Origin of the sequence: Tychonema sp. LEGE 07196, from assembly GCF_963890365.1 — a bacterium.
GTDB lineage: Bacteria > Cyanobacteriota > Cyanobacteriia > Cyanobacteriales > Microcoleaceae > Microcoleus.
In genome coordinates this window covers 121,219-136,004 of record NZ_CAWPRX010000202.1, presented here as the reverse complement: position 1 = coordinate 136,004, position 14,786 = coordinate 121,219, and the positions used below count along the sequence as shown (strand labels likewise).

Sequence of the window (14,786 nt, the reverse complement as noted above, 5' to 3'; positions counted from 1 at the left end):
TATTAGGCTTTTTTTCTACTTGTTAAAGAGTGTACCGGGTATTACTCAGGTCCGGTTGCCTGCGGCACCTTAAATCTGAGTGTGCGGCCAGGGGGGCAGACTCTAAACCAGCCCCCCCCCTGGCCCGCTTTTTCATTCTTCTTTTTCCTCCTGTTGATTGATGAATTGCTCATATTGAGCCTCAGCAGCTTTGTACTTGGGAGAGCCGCCTTTGCTTATGCCCCAAATTTCAAGGATAATTTTAGCCTTGCCCCAGCCCTTAGCTTTGAGTTGCAGCGCCCGTTCAGCGCGTTCTGTTTCGGTGTTCTGGTCAGGTGCAGCTAGCTGTTGCGTTCCGATCGGTTCGGATTCGTCGTCATCGCCAGAGGTCAATGCTAAAGCGCGTTCAAGCTGTTCGCGCGGGTTCAGGATAAGTTCAGCTTCCTGTTGACGCTGCTTTTGACTCACATAAACTTCAGTAGCAATTTCATCTTCAACATCTGCCTTAATTGCTCTAATCTTTAAAAACTCGATTTCATTTTCATCAGCCAACTGGGAGGCAATTTTCCCAGCACCAACCGCACAGGCAATTGCAGCACACAGCGACAGACCCTGGATTGATTTATGCCAATTAATACGCTTGTCCAGGACTGTCAGAGGAGTTAGCCACAGAGCCAACGCAGCGCCAGAAAGCACCCACATTTTTAACTGCATAGAAACACCCCCGCGCCGATAACTGCCATTGCCAGCCCAGCTAGCAAAAAAGCCTGTAGATTTTGTACAGAAATCTTGAGCCAGCCACTGACTGAAAAATCTAGCAACCAGCAAAGACCCCACAAAATAAAGGCTGCTGCTGATAAAAATGCGATCGCTCTAAATGCCATAGGATGCAAACTCGCTATCCATCCCAGAAGAGAGGAAGCGATGCACCCAGCAATAAAATAATTTGCCAAATACATCGCCCGCATTAGTTCATCCCCGCTGTAAGTTTGGCTCGAATAGCATCGATACGGGTGCGGGCATCGTTTTCAGCTTTGTCTATTCCCATCCCTAGACGAGCATAACCAGGGCGTAATCCGTGTAATTTTTTAGCCAGACCAGCATTGCTGCGAACTTTCTTCAATTCATTGTCCGCAACCACACCCTCATATTTGCGATGTTCTTTATGCACCACAGCGTCAGCCGCTTCAATTTTGCCTAGTGCTTTGTAGCCGCGTTTTGCTTGCCGTGCCCCGTCGGTTTTTTCCTTTGCCAGGTCTTTGAGTCCGTCCGCCTCATCCTTTGTAAAATAACGGGGAGCAGGTACAACCGGGACGCTGCGGATTGAGCCAAAGTCGCCGGGGTTTAGCGGGCTGATGGCCGCTGCGTCAGTTTGTGCCAACACTTTTGATTTGTCGATGGCGTGTCCGCCGTCATTCGTTCCTGAAAGTTTGCCAGCAGCGTCCTGACCGCCACCGAATAGTCGCAGTTGTAAGCTCATAATTTTGTCCCTATTTGTATGTTGATGCGAACTGGGGGAAACAGATTAAGAGGATTGATTTGTCGCCACATTGACATCGCCAGCACAAAGATTCCTGCCGATGCGAGTAAGAATGCAACGAGTTGCCCAAAATCAACCCATTCTAAAAAGCTGGTGGAAGTTTGGGTAAAGTCGCAGACAGGAAACGAACCGTCATTAGTCCACCCAGTGTCTACACTGTCTAGCGGTTTGTCTAGCATTGTGTCAAGCGATTCACCGTCAACGAAGTACAGTTCTAGCAGCGCTTCCCATGTAGCAGTCTTGGAAAGCTTCCCAAACTGCTTAGCATCTTGGTTGGTAAAGCCGTGGTCAAAAGCGATCGCCTTGAGTTTGTCAATACGGCGGTAATGGATGGGAGGCTCAGTCATGGCTAGCCCCCGCAAACATTAAGTGTTGCGATCGCCCTTGAGGGCAATCGGCTGAATGTGGCATAATTATTCGGCTCCAAACGTTGGTACAAAACGGTTTGGGGAAGTCGTGGTTAGTGTGGTTCGCTAAAACCGCATTACCGCGCATCAATCTTCCTTAGTTACATACGATCGCAGATTCGCAGCCATCTGTCAACAGGTGCGACTGCAAAGTTTTGTTTTGCAAAAATTGCCCGTAGAATCAACATATTAACAGCATCATAACGGGCGTAAATGCTCTAAAATCTTGCCATCTAAATACACAGCATTAATCACTTTCTCCGACGTGTCGCACCACTTAGCCACAACCGCACTCGGTACGCCCTTACCAACCTGTTCACTGATAAAAGTATCCCGACAAGAATAAGGCGTAGTAGTCTTGCAATCCTGTTGATGTTGCCGACTGTTTTGAGTAATCGGGTCAACCAGCTTATGCCATACCTGCTTAGTGAAATTGTTGTAGTTAATCGCCCCGCCCTTAATCGGTGACGGAAAAACCAATCTATCCTTGTCAGTCAGATTTAGTGGCTTAATACTTTTCAACAACTGAATCAGCTCTTGATTGCAGGGGAATTTACGCCGCTTGTTGTTTTTACTGCCGTCAACCCTTGTCTCCTTACCGCTTGGGTGCTGTATACTCCCATTAAACACAATGTGAGAAAAGTCAGCAGCAATGTCAGACCATCTCAACCCCACAGCCTCGGACGGACGGCATCCAGTCAGCAGCCAGAATTGCACCATCGGGTAGTAAAAACAAAACTTTTGCCCGGTTTCTCCCCTCCCGTTCCAAGTGCCTCTGTGGTTCTTAAAAGCCTCCAACACCAGCTCTTTCTCTTGAGCTGTAAAAGCATTAGGCTCTGGGTCACTTTCCCATTTGTGCTTAGGCAACTCTGCCGACATCCCCTCAAACGGGGAAGCAGTTAAGCCCCTCACAATCTTGAACTTAATCCCCCACTTAACCGCTGCATTCAAATGGGTTAAAACCCGTTTGGTCATGCTGTTTGTTGTATCCTCTAACAGCCACGCGCGTACCTGCAAAGCACAGTCCTCCGACAGAGGCTGGCAAGGGCAACGGTCAATATAACTCTGAATGCCCGTCACCATGTAATTGAACGTTGTTGTCTTGAGTGTGGGCTTCTTGAACTCCAAATATCTCTCAAACAACTGAGTCAGTGTCAGTTCTGGCTTAGGCTTGATTGTCTCAACAACGGTCAAGTGAGTTTGTGACTTGTACTTTTTGAGCGTGGGGTCAAACCGCTCAAACTTGATATCAGATTCAATCAACTGTGCTTTAGCCTCTGCCAGTTTCCAGTTTTCGGCGGTGTCCGCTAAGTTTAGGGACATATATTTGCGACTGCCATCGTACAGTTGCCTAGGTAACTGCAATCGCAGCCTACCTTGAAAAGTTTGAACAACCACTGACCCCTTTTTTGCCCTGCTAGGGGGATTCGTCATCCTATGTACCAATTACGATGACGATATGATAGCGAATTTTGGATACAAATTGGATACAAAATACTTGGCTCGATTTTCGGTTAAAGCTGGAACCCTTGACCTGTATAGTGATATAGCTTATTATCTGGTTGCCTTCCAAGCTAACTATGCGGGTTCGATTCCCGCTGCCCGCTTTCTACAATAAATGGCTATAACCCTTGAAAAATCAAGGGTTTTCGCGTTTCTAGGGCTTAGCGTATGTTACCGTACAAGGAGTCTTTGAAGACAAAACGGGCTGTCTGGAGACAAATTTGGAGACAATTTGGAGACAATTTGGAGACAAATTTGGAGACAATCAACTCCCTAGCCCGGCCAACAAGTCCAGCACTGCTTCCATCGTACAGGGTATGAGTTTCTCAACAACAGCTATACAGTGTTTGCTAAGAGCACCCTAAAACCGACTGTTTGCTATTAAATATCGTCATCATCTGGGCCCTGTACCCCCTGAATAATCCGCGATAACTCACTCTTCTCATTAATCGCAATCCGAGTCGGAGAACCGCTGATGACCCGTTCGTAGCCGCGGAACGAATCTTTAATTTGCGGCCCCCGTTCAGTAATCGTATATTCCCGAATCCCTTTGTCGTGCCACGAACCGCGCATCTTAAACACATTAATTGCCCGCGACATTTCCCCGCGAATTTCTACATACTGCAGCATGATAATCGTGTCAGTAATCGTAGAAATATGGGAGTCAGTAATCGAATGAGAACCCATAAACTGATCGCTGGTATTTGTAAAAAAGCCAGTGATTTCTTCCTGCTTCGCAAAACCAGTTACCCCAATCACAAATTGCCTAAAAGCATTATTGCTAACACCCCTAGCTAAGGCCGACAGCGAATCAATAGCAATTCGAGAAGGTTTGAATTCCGCAATTTCTGATTTAATCGTCTGCAAGTGGTCTTCCAAACCCGCAGATTCCGGGTAAGTACACAGCAGTTTTAGCAGTCCTTTCTGTTCCATTTCTTCAAAATCAATGCCCCAAGAATAAGCATTGCGGAACAACTGAGCCCGCGATTCTTCATAGGCAAAAAGCAGCGCCCGATTGCCGTTCATGCAAGCATTTTGCAAGAATTTGCTTACCAACAAGGTTTTGCCGGTTCCCGTTGCACCCGTAGCTAAAATAATCGAGTCTTTAAAGAAACCGCCGCCGCACATCTCGTCGAGAGTTTTATCGCCGGAAGAAACCCGCACGTTAGAAGACTTTTGAGTTAATCGCATCGCTCCCAATGGGAAAATATTAATGCCGTCATTAGTCATAGTAAAAGGATATTCGCCTTTCATGTGAGTTGTACCGCGCAACTTCAAAATTTCCATTGTGCGGCGGCGGCGTTCTCCTTCTAAAACGTTGCGAACAATTACTACATTATCCGATACAAATTCTTCCACTCCAAACCGCGCCACTGGGCCGTATTCTTCCAGCCTTTCGGTAGTCATAACTGTAGTTGCGCCTACTTGTTTGAGGCGCGCAACTAAGCGAAAAATTTCTCGGCGCACTACCGATGCAGCGTCGTACTGTTGAAATACTGCTGTCACTGAATCTATAGAAACGCGCTTGGCTTTGTACTTGCGAATGGCGTATTGAATCCGTTCGATTAAGGCTGACAAATCAAAATTTCCCACGATATCCTGACCTTCTGGGTCGGGGGAAGCGTCCAAAATAAATAGCTTGCCTTCATCGATTAATTTTGCCAGATCCCAACCGAAACTGCACGCATTTTTAATAATATCTGTCGGTGATTCTTCAAAGGTTACGAGGACTCCCGGTTCATCAAAATGGGTGATTCCGTTATAGATAAATTGTACGGCGAATAAAGTTTTTCCTGTTCCTGATGTGCCGCTGACTAGGGTGGTTCTGCCGACTGGCATTCCGCCGTGACTGATGTCGTCAAAACCTTCAATCATCGTGCGAATTTTTTGAACTCCTGCAGTTACATTTTTTTCGGGTTGTACTGTTTGAATAATTTCATTCATAGGGATTTTTTTGAACTCTCAGTATTCTTTAGTTGTGAATCATTAACTTTTATAGTGGTGTCCGCGTTCGCACTGGGTTATATGACCCGCGCGAACGCGGACAGTTCTATAACAAAAAAATGCTTTTTACAAAAATGAGATGCTCCCATAACTAATAACTAATCACTGCGGACTAATGACTGTCACCCGATCATCTTATGAATTCAGGTCTTCTTCGCGGAGTTCTTCATAGAGCAAATCTAATCCTATCAGAACTTTCTCGCGATCGGACAAATCGCCAATAATTTTTCGCACCGGGGGCGGCAGGATTTTCGCCAGAGTCGGGGTTGCCAAAATTTTGTCCTCTTCTGCGAGTTGAGGATTTTTGAGAACGTCTATGACTTTCAGGGCGTATACTCCTTGAAATTCTTGTTCTAGGATGTCCTTTAGGGTTTTCAAAGCTCGCACTGAGTTGGGAGTATTTCCAGCAACATAGAGCTTGAGAACGTAGGTTTTTTTGAGAGGACTCATGAACTTTTATAGATGTTGAGTATGAGTTGTCAGATGTTAGTTGTAGTGGTTATTTGTGTTAAGTCTGCTGTTCTTTGTTATTTTATAATAATTGCTGCTTTCCGATCGCCCGATCGAACGTCTTCTCCTTTCTGTTTTGGTAAATTTTAGCTTCTGCTTTCTTCCTTCTAATCTCTAGGTTGAGATGTCTCTTTGGGAATCGATCGCCTGTACATTTCGCACAGATGAGCGATCGCGTCAATCAGAGTCAAGCGGTAATCGAGCAATATTTCCTCGCTGCGCCCTTCTAATTTTAGCTGTTTAGCAAACTCCTCCATCAACTCCATATGAATTTCTACAAGTTGAGTAACGGGAACGTCAGCAAAAAAAGCCAAATTGACAAATTCATCTATTTGATTGTTGACTGCAGTATCTTCAGAAAAATAATGCAAAACGATGTCGCGATAACTTGACTTGAGTTGCTCCAAGAACTTTTGCTTGTCTGACTCAGACAGATTTCGCAAAAAAATCTGGGAATTTCTTTTATAATACACACCTAAGTATCCTAATCGCTCCCGTAATTTTTCCGCAAGTCGGCGCTGCTGTCGGCTTAGTAAACTTTGAGCAGTCAATAGGGTTGTCGGATCGACTTTTGCGGATCGCTCGCCCGGAGGAACTAAAGTTGAAAGTTTGAGAAATTGCCCGATCGCCCGATCGATAGCTGCAGTTATTTCACTCGATCGGGCGATCGGCAGTTGCACCTCCGCAGGGTGATAAAAAAAAGTACAACTTTGTTCTTGACTATTGTCGGCGTTACTGGGCTGCGTCTCAAAACTATTTGAAAGTGGTGCTTCGGGTATTTCATCTTCCCCCGGTTGGGGCGAAAAAATCACAGCAGGCAAAAAGAGCGATCGTTCTTGCAGCTTGCTGAGGAGTTCGCGCCGATCTCCATCTACCTCAACAACCAAACAATCGAGGTGGTAGCTGTGCTTCAGGAATCCCAAAAACTCCACCGCCGACTTGATGTGGGTTAAAGCGTAGCGCTCGCCCCTCAAAAGCTCGATCGTCGAGCCTGCGAGTTCCTGTGAGCGGACAAAAATACCGATCGACAGTTGAGGAAGCAAAGCTGTAGGTGAAACACCGGTGGTGCCCGAAAGTGCTGGATCGCTCAGAGTTGATATCTCCTTTACAAAAAACTTAACATTTAAAAACCCATCGAAAACCTAACGAACTATCAATACTTTCAGCCATTTAGCAGGCACTCTCTAGGAACGGTCTAGCAAAACACCGTTTTTAGATGCCTTCAGACCTTACAGGGACTGACTTGCTACTTACAGTGTCGCTTAGTTGCTACCGCCATACAAGCAAACTCATCTACAAATAGTCTAGAGTTTGGTTACTTGGCGCAAAAAAACCTTGACTTTGCGTCGCGAAGGGGCAAATGTCGGTCAAACGCTGTTCCCTCCGATCCTGATTTTATTTTTATACCCCTAAATTAGGCAGGGCTGATTCAACCCTCCTAAAATAAGTATCATGTCAAGCATTTAAGAGATGAAAAAAAGCAGTACAAATCTGATTGAACAAATGGGGAGTATCTGTGTTTTGCATTTATATATAGCCTTTTTCTGAAAGATGAGGGCATAGGGCATCGGGCATCGGGCATCGGCCAAACAGGGTATCGGGCATCGGGCTATCCTCACTTTTGTGATAACCGCTATAGTGTTCTCTCCTCATCGAGTGTTGTACCGCTAGGTTTTCAGGGACAGCACGATCGCAAAAAAATGCTTTTTGCCAAACTAAAGATGCTCCCAAAAAGCAAGAAACTCCTTCGCGTCATCAAAAATAACTAGCAAAAAAATCCCTAACTATTCCTCCTAAAAAAACATCACTCAACTTGAGATTCTCCATGTTTCTATTTGAGATTTACTTGCTGCTGGGTGAATCACGGGAATTGGAACTCTTGTCTAAAATTTCGCTCTTTCCACGACGGTATCCGTTTTTGGGTGAATAAAAAAGCTAAAAAACAGGTTTATGAAAGAAGAAGCGGCAGTTTGAACCGCTTCTTTTTTGACAAAACCCGTACCGGAAATCTGTTGAAGATAATTTATCCGAATCTTTGGCGCAAAATGAATTCTGCTACGCTCAAATCAACGGGCGTTGTCACCTTCAAATTTGTCTCTTCTCCCTCAACAATTCGCACGGCCAAACCGCATTTTTCAAACAAAGCCGCATCGTCTGTAACTTCCCAACCCTTTTGTCGCCCTTGTTCGTGACACTGCTTTAATAATTTCACTTCAAATCCTTGGGGAGTCTGGGCCGCCCACAAATTGCTTCTGTCCGGCGTGTCTCGCACAATCCTAGACTCGTCCACCACCTTAATGGTATCCTTGACCGGGACGGCGACAATCAAGCCCGGACAGCCCAACAGAGCCTCTGCCGAGCGATCGAATAATTCAGGAGTTGCCAAACACCTAGCGCCGTCGTGAATCAACACTCGATCGGCATTTGGTGGCAAAGCCTGCAAACCGTTGTAAACTGACTCTTGCCTGGTAGTCCCTCCTAGAATCAGTTCCACAGGCTTGATCAAAGCTAAATCGGCCAGAATTGCCTTAAAATCTGGAAAATCGTCAGGCTGTCCCATGATGCCGATCCAACTAATCTGCTGCGAAGCTTCAGCAGCAGCCAAAGTCCAACTCAGCAAAGGTTTAGAGAGCAAATTCAGCAGCAGTTTATTCCGCTGACTCCCCATCCGCCGCCCCGAACCGGCCGCCGCAATCAATAAGTGCATTAACTAACCCTTCTTTACCAACTAGGTATATATTAAAAGCGTCCTGTACTTTTGGGTCAGTTGTTTAGCTGTCAGCCAGTAGCTTTTAAAGTCTAAAAATACTATAAGCTGATAGTGGAAGACCGATAGCTGAGAGCTACCTAGATAGATAATAGCCCGATCGTTTATGATGCGAATACTAGCACTTGTCCCTGGCGGGATTGGCGACCAAATTTTATTTTTCCCCACCCTTGACGACCTCAAGCAGTCTTATCCAGACTCTCAGATTGATGTCATCGTGGAACCGAGGGCAAAGGGCGCTTACCGAGTCTGCAAGTCCGTCAAAGAAGTCTTGACGTACAATTTCAAAGACCGCAACGCTATGGCAGATTTGGGCAATTTACTGGGCGTAATTCGCGATCGCGAATACGAAGCAGTTGTTTCCCTCGGCCAGCGGTGGACTGTAGGACTTCTGCTGTGGCTGACCGGCATTCCGCAGAGAGTTGGCTATTTAGGAACCAACGGCGCTCGATTTCTCACCGATGCCGTACCTTTAAAAACTGACCAGTACGCTGCCTCAATGTATCACGATTTGCTGCAAGGATTCAACATTAAAAATCCTTGTCCGCCCCTGGCAATTAATGTACCGAAACAGGATATTCAGTGGGCAGAAGCCGAACAGCAGCGGTTAGGTGTAAAAGAAAGCGGTTACATTCTGATTCACGGCGGTTCCAGTCAGCTAGCCCTGTCTAAAGGTATTGACAAAATTTACCCTACAGACAACTGGAGACAAATCATCGAAGACTGTCAGCAACGGCAGCCTAATTTGCCCGTTGTTGTTGTGAAAGGCCCCGAAGATGCAGCTTTCGTAAACAAGTTAGTCGAACTTTGTCCGAAGGTAAAAGTTATCTCGCCGGATGATATCGGCAAATTAGCCGCCACCATTGCTGCTGCTAATTTGATGATGTGTACCGACAGTGCGCCGATGCACTTAGCTGTAGCGGTTCAAACTTATACAATAGCTTTGTTCGGCCCGACTGAACCTGCAAAATTGCTGCCACCGGGCGATCGATTTTTGGGTATAAAATCTCCAACTGGTAAAATGGCTGACATTTCTCCTCAAGAGGTTTTGAAGAAGGTTTGGGGCGGCTAACTTTGTTTGAAAAGAGGGCGGGTTTTGTACAAAAATTATTTATTATTTACAACATTCTTGTACAAAACCCGGTCTGACAAACTCACTCTTGGACGCACGGGCAGTCCGTCGATTTTAGATTTTAGATTTTAGATTTTAGATTGACTCCCAGAGCAATTTTGGATATTGAACAAAAGTCTAAAACTGTACTCTTTCCAATCAGGAGTCAAGGTGGCACGGTATCCGTTTTTTTTGGTCAAAAACCTGATTTTGTCACGAAAATACTTGTTCTTCATCCGCATATTCGATCAAAAAATCCGGTTTCGAGGAATCGGAAATGTGCGATATCATATCCGATAGATTACCCCGTTTGTAGTGCGGACTTCAGTCGGCAACAAGAGCCTACTTCAGTTCGCACTACGAACCTGTGTAAACTTGGGGTTAATCAAGCGAATATGATAGGATTCCTATAATATTATCAATTACAATTACATGAAACGAGCAGTATTTCTGGACAGAGATGGCGTACTTAACATCGAAGCGGGCTACATTCACCAAGTAGAAGATTTGCATTTAATCCCAGGAATAGCTAAAGCTGTACGCCGTTTAAATGACCACAAAATATTTTGCTGTCTGGTTTCCAATCAATCCGGCCCCGCCAGAGGTTATTATCCAGTCAGCCACGTTGAAGCTTTGCACAAACGCCTTTGTCAACTATTAAAAAATGAAGCGGGAGCGAGCTTAGATGCTCTTTATTACTGCCCTTATTTGAGCGAAGCCGAAGGTGGAATAAACTCGGAATTTACACGATATACTACTTGGCGAAAACCGAATACGGGAATGTTGGTAGCCGCCGCTTGGGAACACAATTTGGATTTACAGAACAGTTTTATGGTGGGAGACAAAGCGACTGATGTGGATATGGCTCACAATGCCGGTTGTACTGGTATTTTAGTGCAGACTGGTTACGGTGAAAGCGTGTTGAGCGGCGAGTATCAGCACCATACTAAACCGGATTTTATTGCAGCCAATTTATCGGTGGCGGTTGAGTGGATTTTGCAACATTTTGATGATTAGATAAGTCTTATCTATGATTTTTTGAAGAAAGAGCTACATAGGGAAGCACGACTGTAAAGTTAGTACCAACGCCGATTTTGCTTTCACAGCAAATGGCACCTCCTTGCAAATCTACAGCTTTTTTGACAATGGTTAATCCCAAACCGTTACCTTTAATTTTTCCAGTATTTTTGCAGCGGTAAAACATTTCAAATATTTTTTCTACTTCGGTTTCTGGGATGCCTATACCTTGGTCTTGGATGCGGATAATTAGTAAGGGATAGTTAATATGTGTAGATTGAGAATTAGGAAATAAACACTCGCGATAAAAACAAAAGATAGGTTCTTTGTCTCCATCTCCTGCTTGAGTGTATTGCAATTCCAAGCTGACTTGACCGCCGCTTGGGGAATATTTGATGGCGTTGACAATTAAGTTAGAAATAATACAGTGCAGCAATTGTTGATCTAAAATCGCGCTGGTAACGTCAGACGGGATGAATTTTAGTTTGTGCTTGGCTTCATTTCCTAACTGCAGTTGATCCAGCAAATCTTGACAAAATTCGACTAAATTTATCGGTAATGGATGGGATTTGAGTTTACCTGATTCTGCTCGGCCCATGAACAGCATATCGTCGATTAGCTGGTTCATTTTTTTTGTAGCTGAATTCACCAGCCGCAGGGTTCTGACTTGGGCTTCATCATTGCTACGATCGCGATCGAGCTGTAGGAGTTCTGCAGAGATTAAAATTGCGTTGAGCGGATTCCGCAATTCGTGAGCAGCCATTGAAATATACTGGTTTTGGCGGTACGACTTTTCTTCCACCCACTCTCTCGTTGCTTCCGAAGCTTTAAGAGATTCTCGCATCTTAGCTTCGATTTCGTGTCTGTGCAGGGCAATCTCGATCGCCACCCGCAAATCATGTTGTTGAAATGGTTTGATAATATAACCAAATGGGTTTGTAAGTTTCGCTCTTTGCAGCGTTTTCTCGTCGGCATAAGCGGTTAAAAATACTGTTGGTACATCTACCTTGGTTCTGATTTGTTCGGCTGTTGTTATACCATCCATGTTACCTTTAAGTACGATATCCATCAGCACTAAGTCTGGCCGTTCTTCTGCAACTTTTTCCAGTGCTTCTTCCCCTGAAACAACCGTGGCTGTTACTATATAACCTAGTTTTTTCAACCTGCCTGCTATGTCTTCGGCGACAATCACTTCGTCTTCGACCACCAAAATCTTTATAGGGTTCATATTATTTTTTAAATGCGCCGTCGATAAGACAACTCAGCGAAACTAATATCGTAACAAGTTCCGCACTTACTGTCAATCACAAGAGTTCCATCTAATTGGTTGGTCAACATCCGCACTAATCGCAATCCTAAAGTTTCGGTATGTTCTATGTTAAAACCTGCAGGGAATCCCCTGCCGTTGTCTTGAATACTTAAGTGAAATTGCTGAGAAGTTGTGTCACGATGAAAATTAATATTAATTTCACCTGCCAAACTTTCGGTAAAGGCGTATTTCAACGAGTTAGACACCAGTTCATTAATAATCAAACCGCAAGGAATTGCTGTTTCTATATTTAAAGAAATTGGGTCAACGTTGACATTGAATTGGATGGAAGTATTGCCGTAACCAAAAGATTGATACAAATTGGCAAGCAAATTTTCAACGTAGGGCGGGAGATCGATCCGATCGAGATTGTCGGATTGATAAAGTTGCTCGTGAATCAAAGCCATTGAATGGATGCGGGTCTGACTTTCTTCAAATAAAGCTAGCGTCGGTTCGTCTTCAATGTATTGAGCTTGTAATTGCAGCAGGCTGGAAACTACCTGCATATTATTTTTGACTCGGTGGTGAATTTCTTTCAGCAATACTTCTTTTTCGCGGAGTGCTGCTTGGATGCGGGCCTCGGTCAATTTGCGATGGCTAATATCTTCACAAATACCAGCGATGCGGTAAATATTACCCGATTCGTCGTAAATAGGAAAAGCTCGATCGCAAACCCAATGAATTGTGCCGTATGGCAGAAAAATCCGATATTCGATATAGGTAGACTCGCCCTGCAACACTCGCCCCATTGCCTCTTGCAGCAAATGTTTATCTTCTGGATGCACCCACTCCATCATTTTTAAGGGCTCGGCATACAATTCTTCGCGGCTGCGCCCCCAGATTTGTTCGTAAGCTGGACTTAGATACAATAAATCGGTGAATTCAGCAGACATTAGCCAGAAGGAATCTTGGATATTTTCTGCTAACTGGCGGAAGCGTTCTTCACTTTCGCGGATGACTTTTTCTGAATGTTTTTGTTCGCTGATATCTTCTGCAATGCCAACGATGCGGTAAACTTCACCAGCTTGATTGGTAATCGGAAAAGCCCGATCGCGAATCCAGCGAATTTCGCCATCCGGTCTGACAATTCGATATTCCGTCTCATCTTCAGCTACAATTTTTTTAGCGAATTTAGCAACAACGCGAGAGCGATCTTCTGGATGGATGGAATCTGCAAAAAAGTGCCCCGAAGCATACAATTCAGCGCAGCTTCTGCCCCAAATTTTTTCGTAACCCGGACTGATATAAATAATTTCCTGCGGTTGAATGCCTACCATCCAAAACACGCTTTCAATATTTTCTGCTAGCTGTCGGAACCTTTGTTCGCTTTCTTTCAGTGCTGTTTCAGCTTGTTTGCGTTGCGTAGCTGCAACCACGGCATCGCTAATATCCCGCTGCACGCCAAAATACCCCACGATTCTTTCCAGGGAATCGTAAATGCAAATATAGTCGCCTTCCACCCAAATTGTAGCCCCGTCAAACTTGCGATTGTCATTTTCGATGTGAATTCTGCCAGCATCAAAAAATTGCCTGAACATCTCTCTGCAGCCAGCCAAGTTGTGGGACAAAAAAAAGTTAATTGTTTGGCCAATCAACTCTTCCCGAGTAGTTCCGTATTGAGCTATCAAAGCATCGTTTGCCTTCGTTATCCGCCCGTGAGTAAATACGTAATCCAAAACTTTTTCTTTGTCAACTGTATCGTCCCAGTGCACGGGTTCGTCCAGCATCATAAAGAAAAAGCCATCTAAAGATTGAGAGAAAAACAATTCTAGCTGTTCCTGGCTTTCCCGCAGAGCTTCTTCGGCGCGCCAGCGAGAGAGAATTTCTTCCTGCAATTGATTGTTGGCTGTTTTCAAGTCTTCAGTGCGCTTTTTATATTTAATTTCTAGCTGATTTTTGATTTTTGCCAGCGCTATTTCTGCCTGTTTTTTTTCGGTAATATCTTGAGTGACGACCATGCCTGCGAAAATTTCTTCCCGGTCGTTTTTGACGGGAGCAATTGTTGTTGAATAAACGCGATCGCCGTATTTATATTCAAAATTATTCTCTTTTCCTGCCAAAGCCGCGCGATATGTAGTCTCAAAAAGTGGCAAATCTTCAGGTGGGGATACTTCCCACAATGTTTTGCCTTCCAACTTTTCTTTAGACAAACCAGCTACTGCCAAACCTTGACCGTCAACCAGAGTATAGCGCAAATCGCGATCGAACAAAAACACCGACCCATTCGGATAATGTTTGATCAGAGTTCGGTACATTTCCTGGCTTTTTTCCAGAGATGCGATTAACTCAGTGCGATCGTCCTCGGTGATATCAAATTCAGTTGCCGAATCCGAAGAGGCAGCATTCTCGACTGCTTTGAGTTGTGCTTCTAATTTCTGGCACAATTCTCTCTGCTGCTGCAAATGTTCTTCGAGTTGCCGAATTTTTGCTTTTTGCTCTGCTACTAATACTTCGCAGGTTTCGAGAGGTCGATTCCCTACGGGATAGTTACGCCGTGCGTTGTCTGCGGGATCAATACACATAAGGGATCTTTGTTTGGCTGTTGGTTGTTGACTGTTGGCTGTTGGCTGTTGGTTGTTGGTAATTCGGAATTAGAACCAACAAATATAGCCTTTCTCAGTAACATTAAGTCCTCTCGT

At 44.7% G+C, this 14,786-nt stretch carries 13 protein-coding genes; 2 read left to right on the top strand and 11 right to left on the bottom strand.

What is annotated here, in order from left to right; genetic code table 11:
- Positions 1–132: 132 nt before the first annotated feature.
- The 9 genes from AACV78_RS24895 to ispD form a co-directional block, all read right to left on the bottom strand.
- A complete protein-coding gene (locus tag AACV78_RS24895; protein WP_194008099.1) occupies positions 133–693 on the bottom strand; it encodes a hypothetical protein in 561 nt (186 codons plus the stop codon).
- Positions 684–947, bottom strand: a complete 264-nt coding sequence (locus AACV78_RS24890) for a hypothetical protein (RefSeq protein ID WP_194008100.1) — start codon at positions 945–947, stop codon at positions 684–686. The genes AACV78_RS24895 and AACV78_RS24890 overlap by 10 nt, the downstream gene beginning before the upstream one ends.
- Positions 947–1,459, bottom strand: a complete 513-nt coding sequence (locus tag AACV78_RS24885; RefSeq protein ID WP_194008101.1) for a hypothetical protein — start codon at positions 1,457–1,459, stop codon at positions 947–949. Before AACV78_RS24885 ends, AACV78_RS24890 begins: the two co-directional genes overlap by 1 nt.
- Positions 1,456–1,866 (bottom strand): hypothetical protein, encoded by a 411-nt coding sequence (locus AACV78_RS24880; RefSeq protein ID WP_194008102.1) that lies wholly within the window; start codon positions 1,864–1,866, stop codon positions 1,456–1,458. Before AACV78_RS24880 ends, AACV78_RS24885 begins: the two co-directional genes overlap by 4 nt.
- Before the next feature lie 258 nt (positions 1,867–2,124).
- Complete coding sequence (locus tag AACV78_RS24875) at positions 2,125–3,324, bottom strand: tyrosine-type recombinase/integrase (RefSeq protein WP_339383792.1); 1,200 nt, start codon at positions 3,322–3,324, stop codon at positions 2,125–2,127.
- Between the two features lie 486 nt (positions 3,325–3,810).
- Entirely contained in the window at positions 3,811–5,373 is a 1,563-nt protein-coding gene (gene kaiC / locus AACV78_RS24870; protein WP_194008104.1) for a circadian clock protein KaiC, read from the bottom strand.
- A gap of 195 nt (positions 5,374–5,568) precedes the next feature.
- Positions 5,569–5,883: a circadian clock protein KaiB gene (kaiB, locus tag AACV78_RS24865; protein ID WP_006632119.1), complete on the bottom strand. Its 315-nt coding sequence runs from the start codon at positions 5,881–5,883 to the stop codon at positions 5,569–5,571.
- A gap of 167 nt (positions 5,884–6,050) precedes the next feature.
- Positions 6,051–6,986 (bottom strand): circadian clock protein KaiA, encoded by a 936-nt coding sequence (locus tag AACV78_RS24860; protein WP_194008105.1) that lies wholly within the window; start codon positions 6,984–6,986, stop codon positions 6,051–6,053.
- Between the two features lie 980 nt (positions 6,987–7,966).
- Entirely contained in the window at positions 7,967–8,650 is a 684-nt protein-coding gene (ispD, locus tag AACV78_RS24855; protein ID WP_194008106.1) for a 2-C-methyl-D-erythritol 4-phosphate cytidylyltransferase, read from the bottom strand.
- A 169-nt stretch (positions 8,651–8,819) separates the two neighbouring features.
- Between ispD and AACV78_RS24850 the strand changes: the two genes are divergently transcribed.
- The gene (locus AACV78_RS24850) at positions 8,820–9,782 is read left to right on the top strand and encodes a glycosyltransferase family 9 protein (protein ID WP_194008176.1); all 963 of its coding nucleotides are present in this window, start codon (positions 8,820–8,822) and stop codon (positions 9,780–9,782) included.
- Between the two features lie 471 nt (positions 9,783–10,253).
- Positions 10,254–10,838 (top strand): D-glycero-alpha-D-manno-heptose-1,7-bisphosphate 7-phosphatase, encoded by a 585-nt coding sequence (locus AACV78_RS24845; protein ID WP_194008107.1) that lies wholly within the window; start codon positions 10,254–10,256, stop codon positions 10,836–10,838.
- Between the two features lie 7 nt (positions 10,839–10,845).
- Here the strand turns inward: AACV78_RS24845 and AACV78_RS24840 are convergent, their stop codons facing one another.
- Positions 10,846–12,066: a hybrid sensor histidine kinase/response regulator gene (locus AACV78_RS24840; RefSeq protein WP_194008108.1), complete on the bottom strand. Its 1,221-nt coding sequence runs from the start codon at positions 12,064–12,066 to the stop codon at positions 10,846–10,848.
- 8 nt (positions 12,067–12,074) lie between these two features.
- On the bottom strand, positions 12,075–14,669 hold the full coding sequence (locus AACV78_RS24835; RefSeq protein WP_194008109.1) for a PAS domain S-box protein: 2,595 nt from the start codon (positions 14,667–14,669) through the stop codon (positions 12,075–12,077).
- Positions 14,670–14,786 lie beyond the last annotated feature (117 nt).

Coding starts and splice junctions, on each gene's coding strand:
- AACV78_RS24835 (WP_194008109.1), bottom strand. CDS start 14,669: ATGTGTATTGATCCCGCAGACAACGCACGGCGTAACTATCCCGTAGGG.
- AACV78_RS24885 (WP_194008101.1), bottom strand. CDS start 1,459: ATGAGCTTACAACTGCGACTATTCGGTGGCGGTCAGGACGCTGCTGGC.
- AACV78_RS24840 (WP_194008108.1), bottom strand. CDS start 12,066: ATGAACCCTATAAAGATTTTGGTGGTCGAAGACGAAGTGATTGTCGCC.
- ispD (WP_194008106.1), bottom strand. CDS start 8,650: ATGCACTTATTGATTGCGGCGGCCGGTTCGGGGCGGCGGATGGGGAGT.
- AACV78_RS24880 (WP_194008102.1), bottom strand. CDS start 1,866: ATGACTGAGCCTCCCATCCATTACCGCCGTATTGACAAACTCAAGGCG.
- AACV78_RS24850 (WP_194008176.1), top strand. CDS start 8,820: ATGCGAATACTAGCACTTGTCCCTGGCGGGATTGGCGACCAAATTTTA.
- kaiB (WP_006632119.1), bottom strand. CDS start 5,883: ATGAGTCCTCTCAAAAAAACCTACGTTCTCAAGCTCTATGTTGCTGGA.
- AACV78_RS24890 (WP_194008100.1), bottom strand. CDS start 947: ATGCGGGCGATGTATTTGGCAAATTATTTTATTGCTGGGTGCATCGCT.
- AACV78_RS24895 (WP_194008099.1), bottom strand. CDS start 693: ATGCAGTTAAAAATGTGGGTGCTTTCTGGCGCTGCGTTGGCTCTGTGG.
- kaiC (WP_194008104.1), bottom strand. CDS start 5,373: ATGAATGAAATTATTCAAACAGTACAACCCGAAAAAAATGTAACTGCA.
- AACV78_RS24845 (WP_194008107.1), top strand. CDS start 10,254: ATGAAACGAGCAGTATTTCTGGACAGAGATGGCGTACTTAACATCGAA.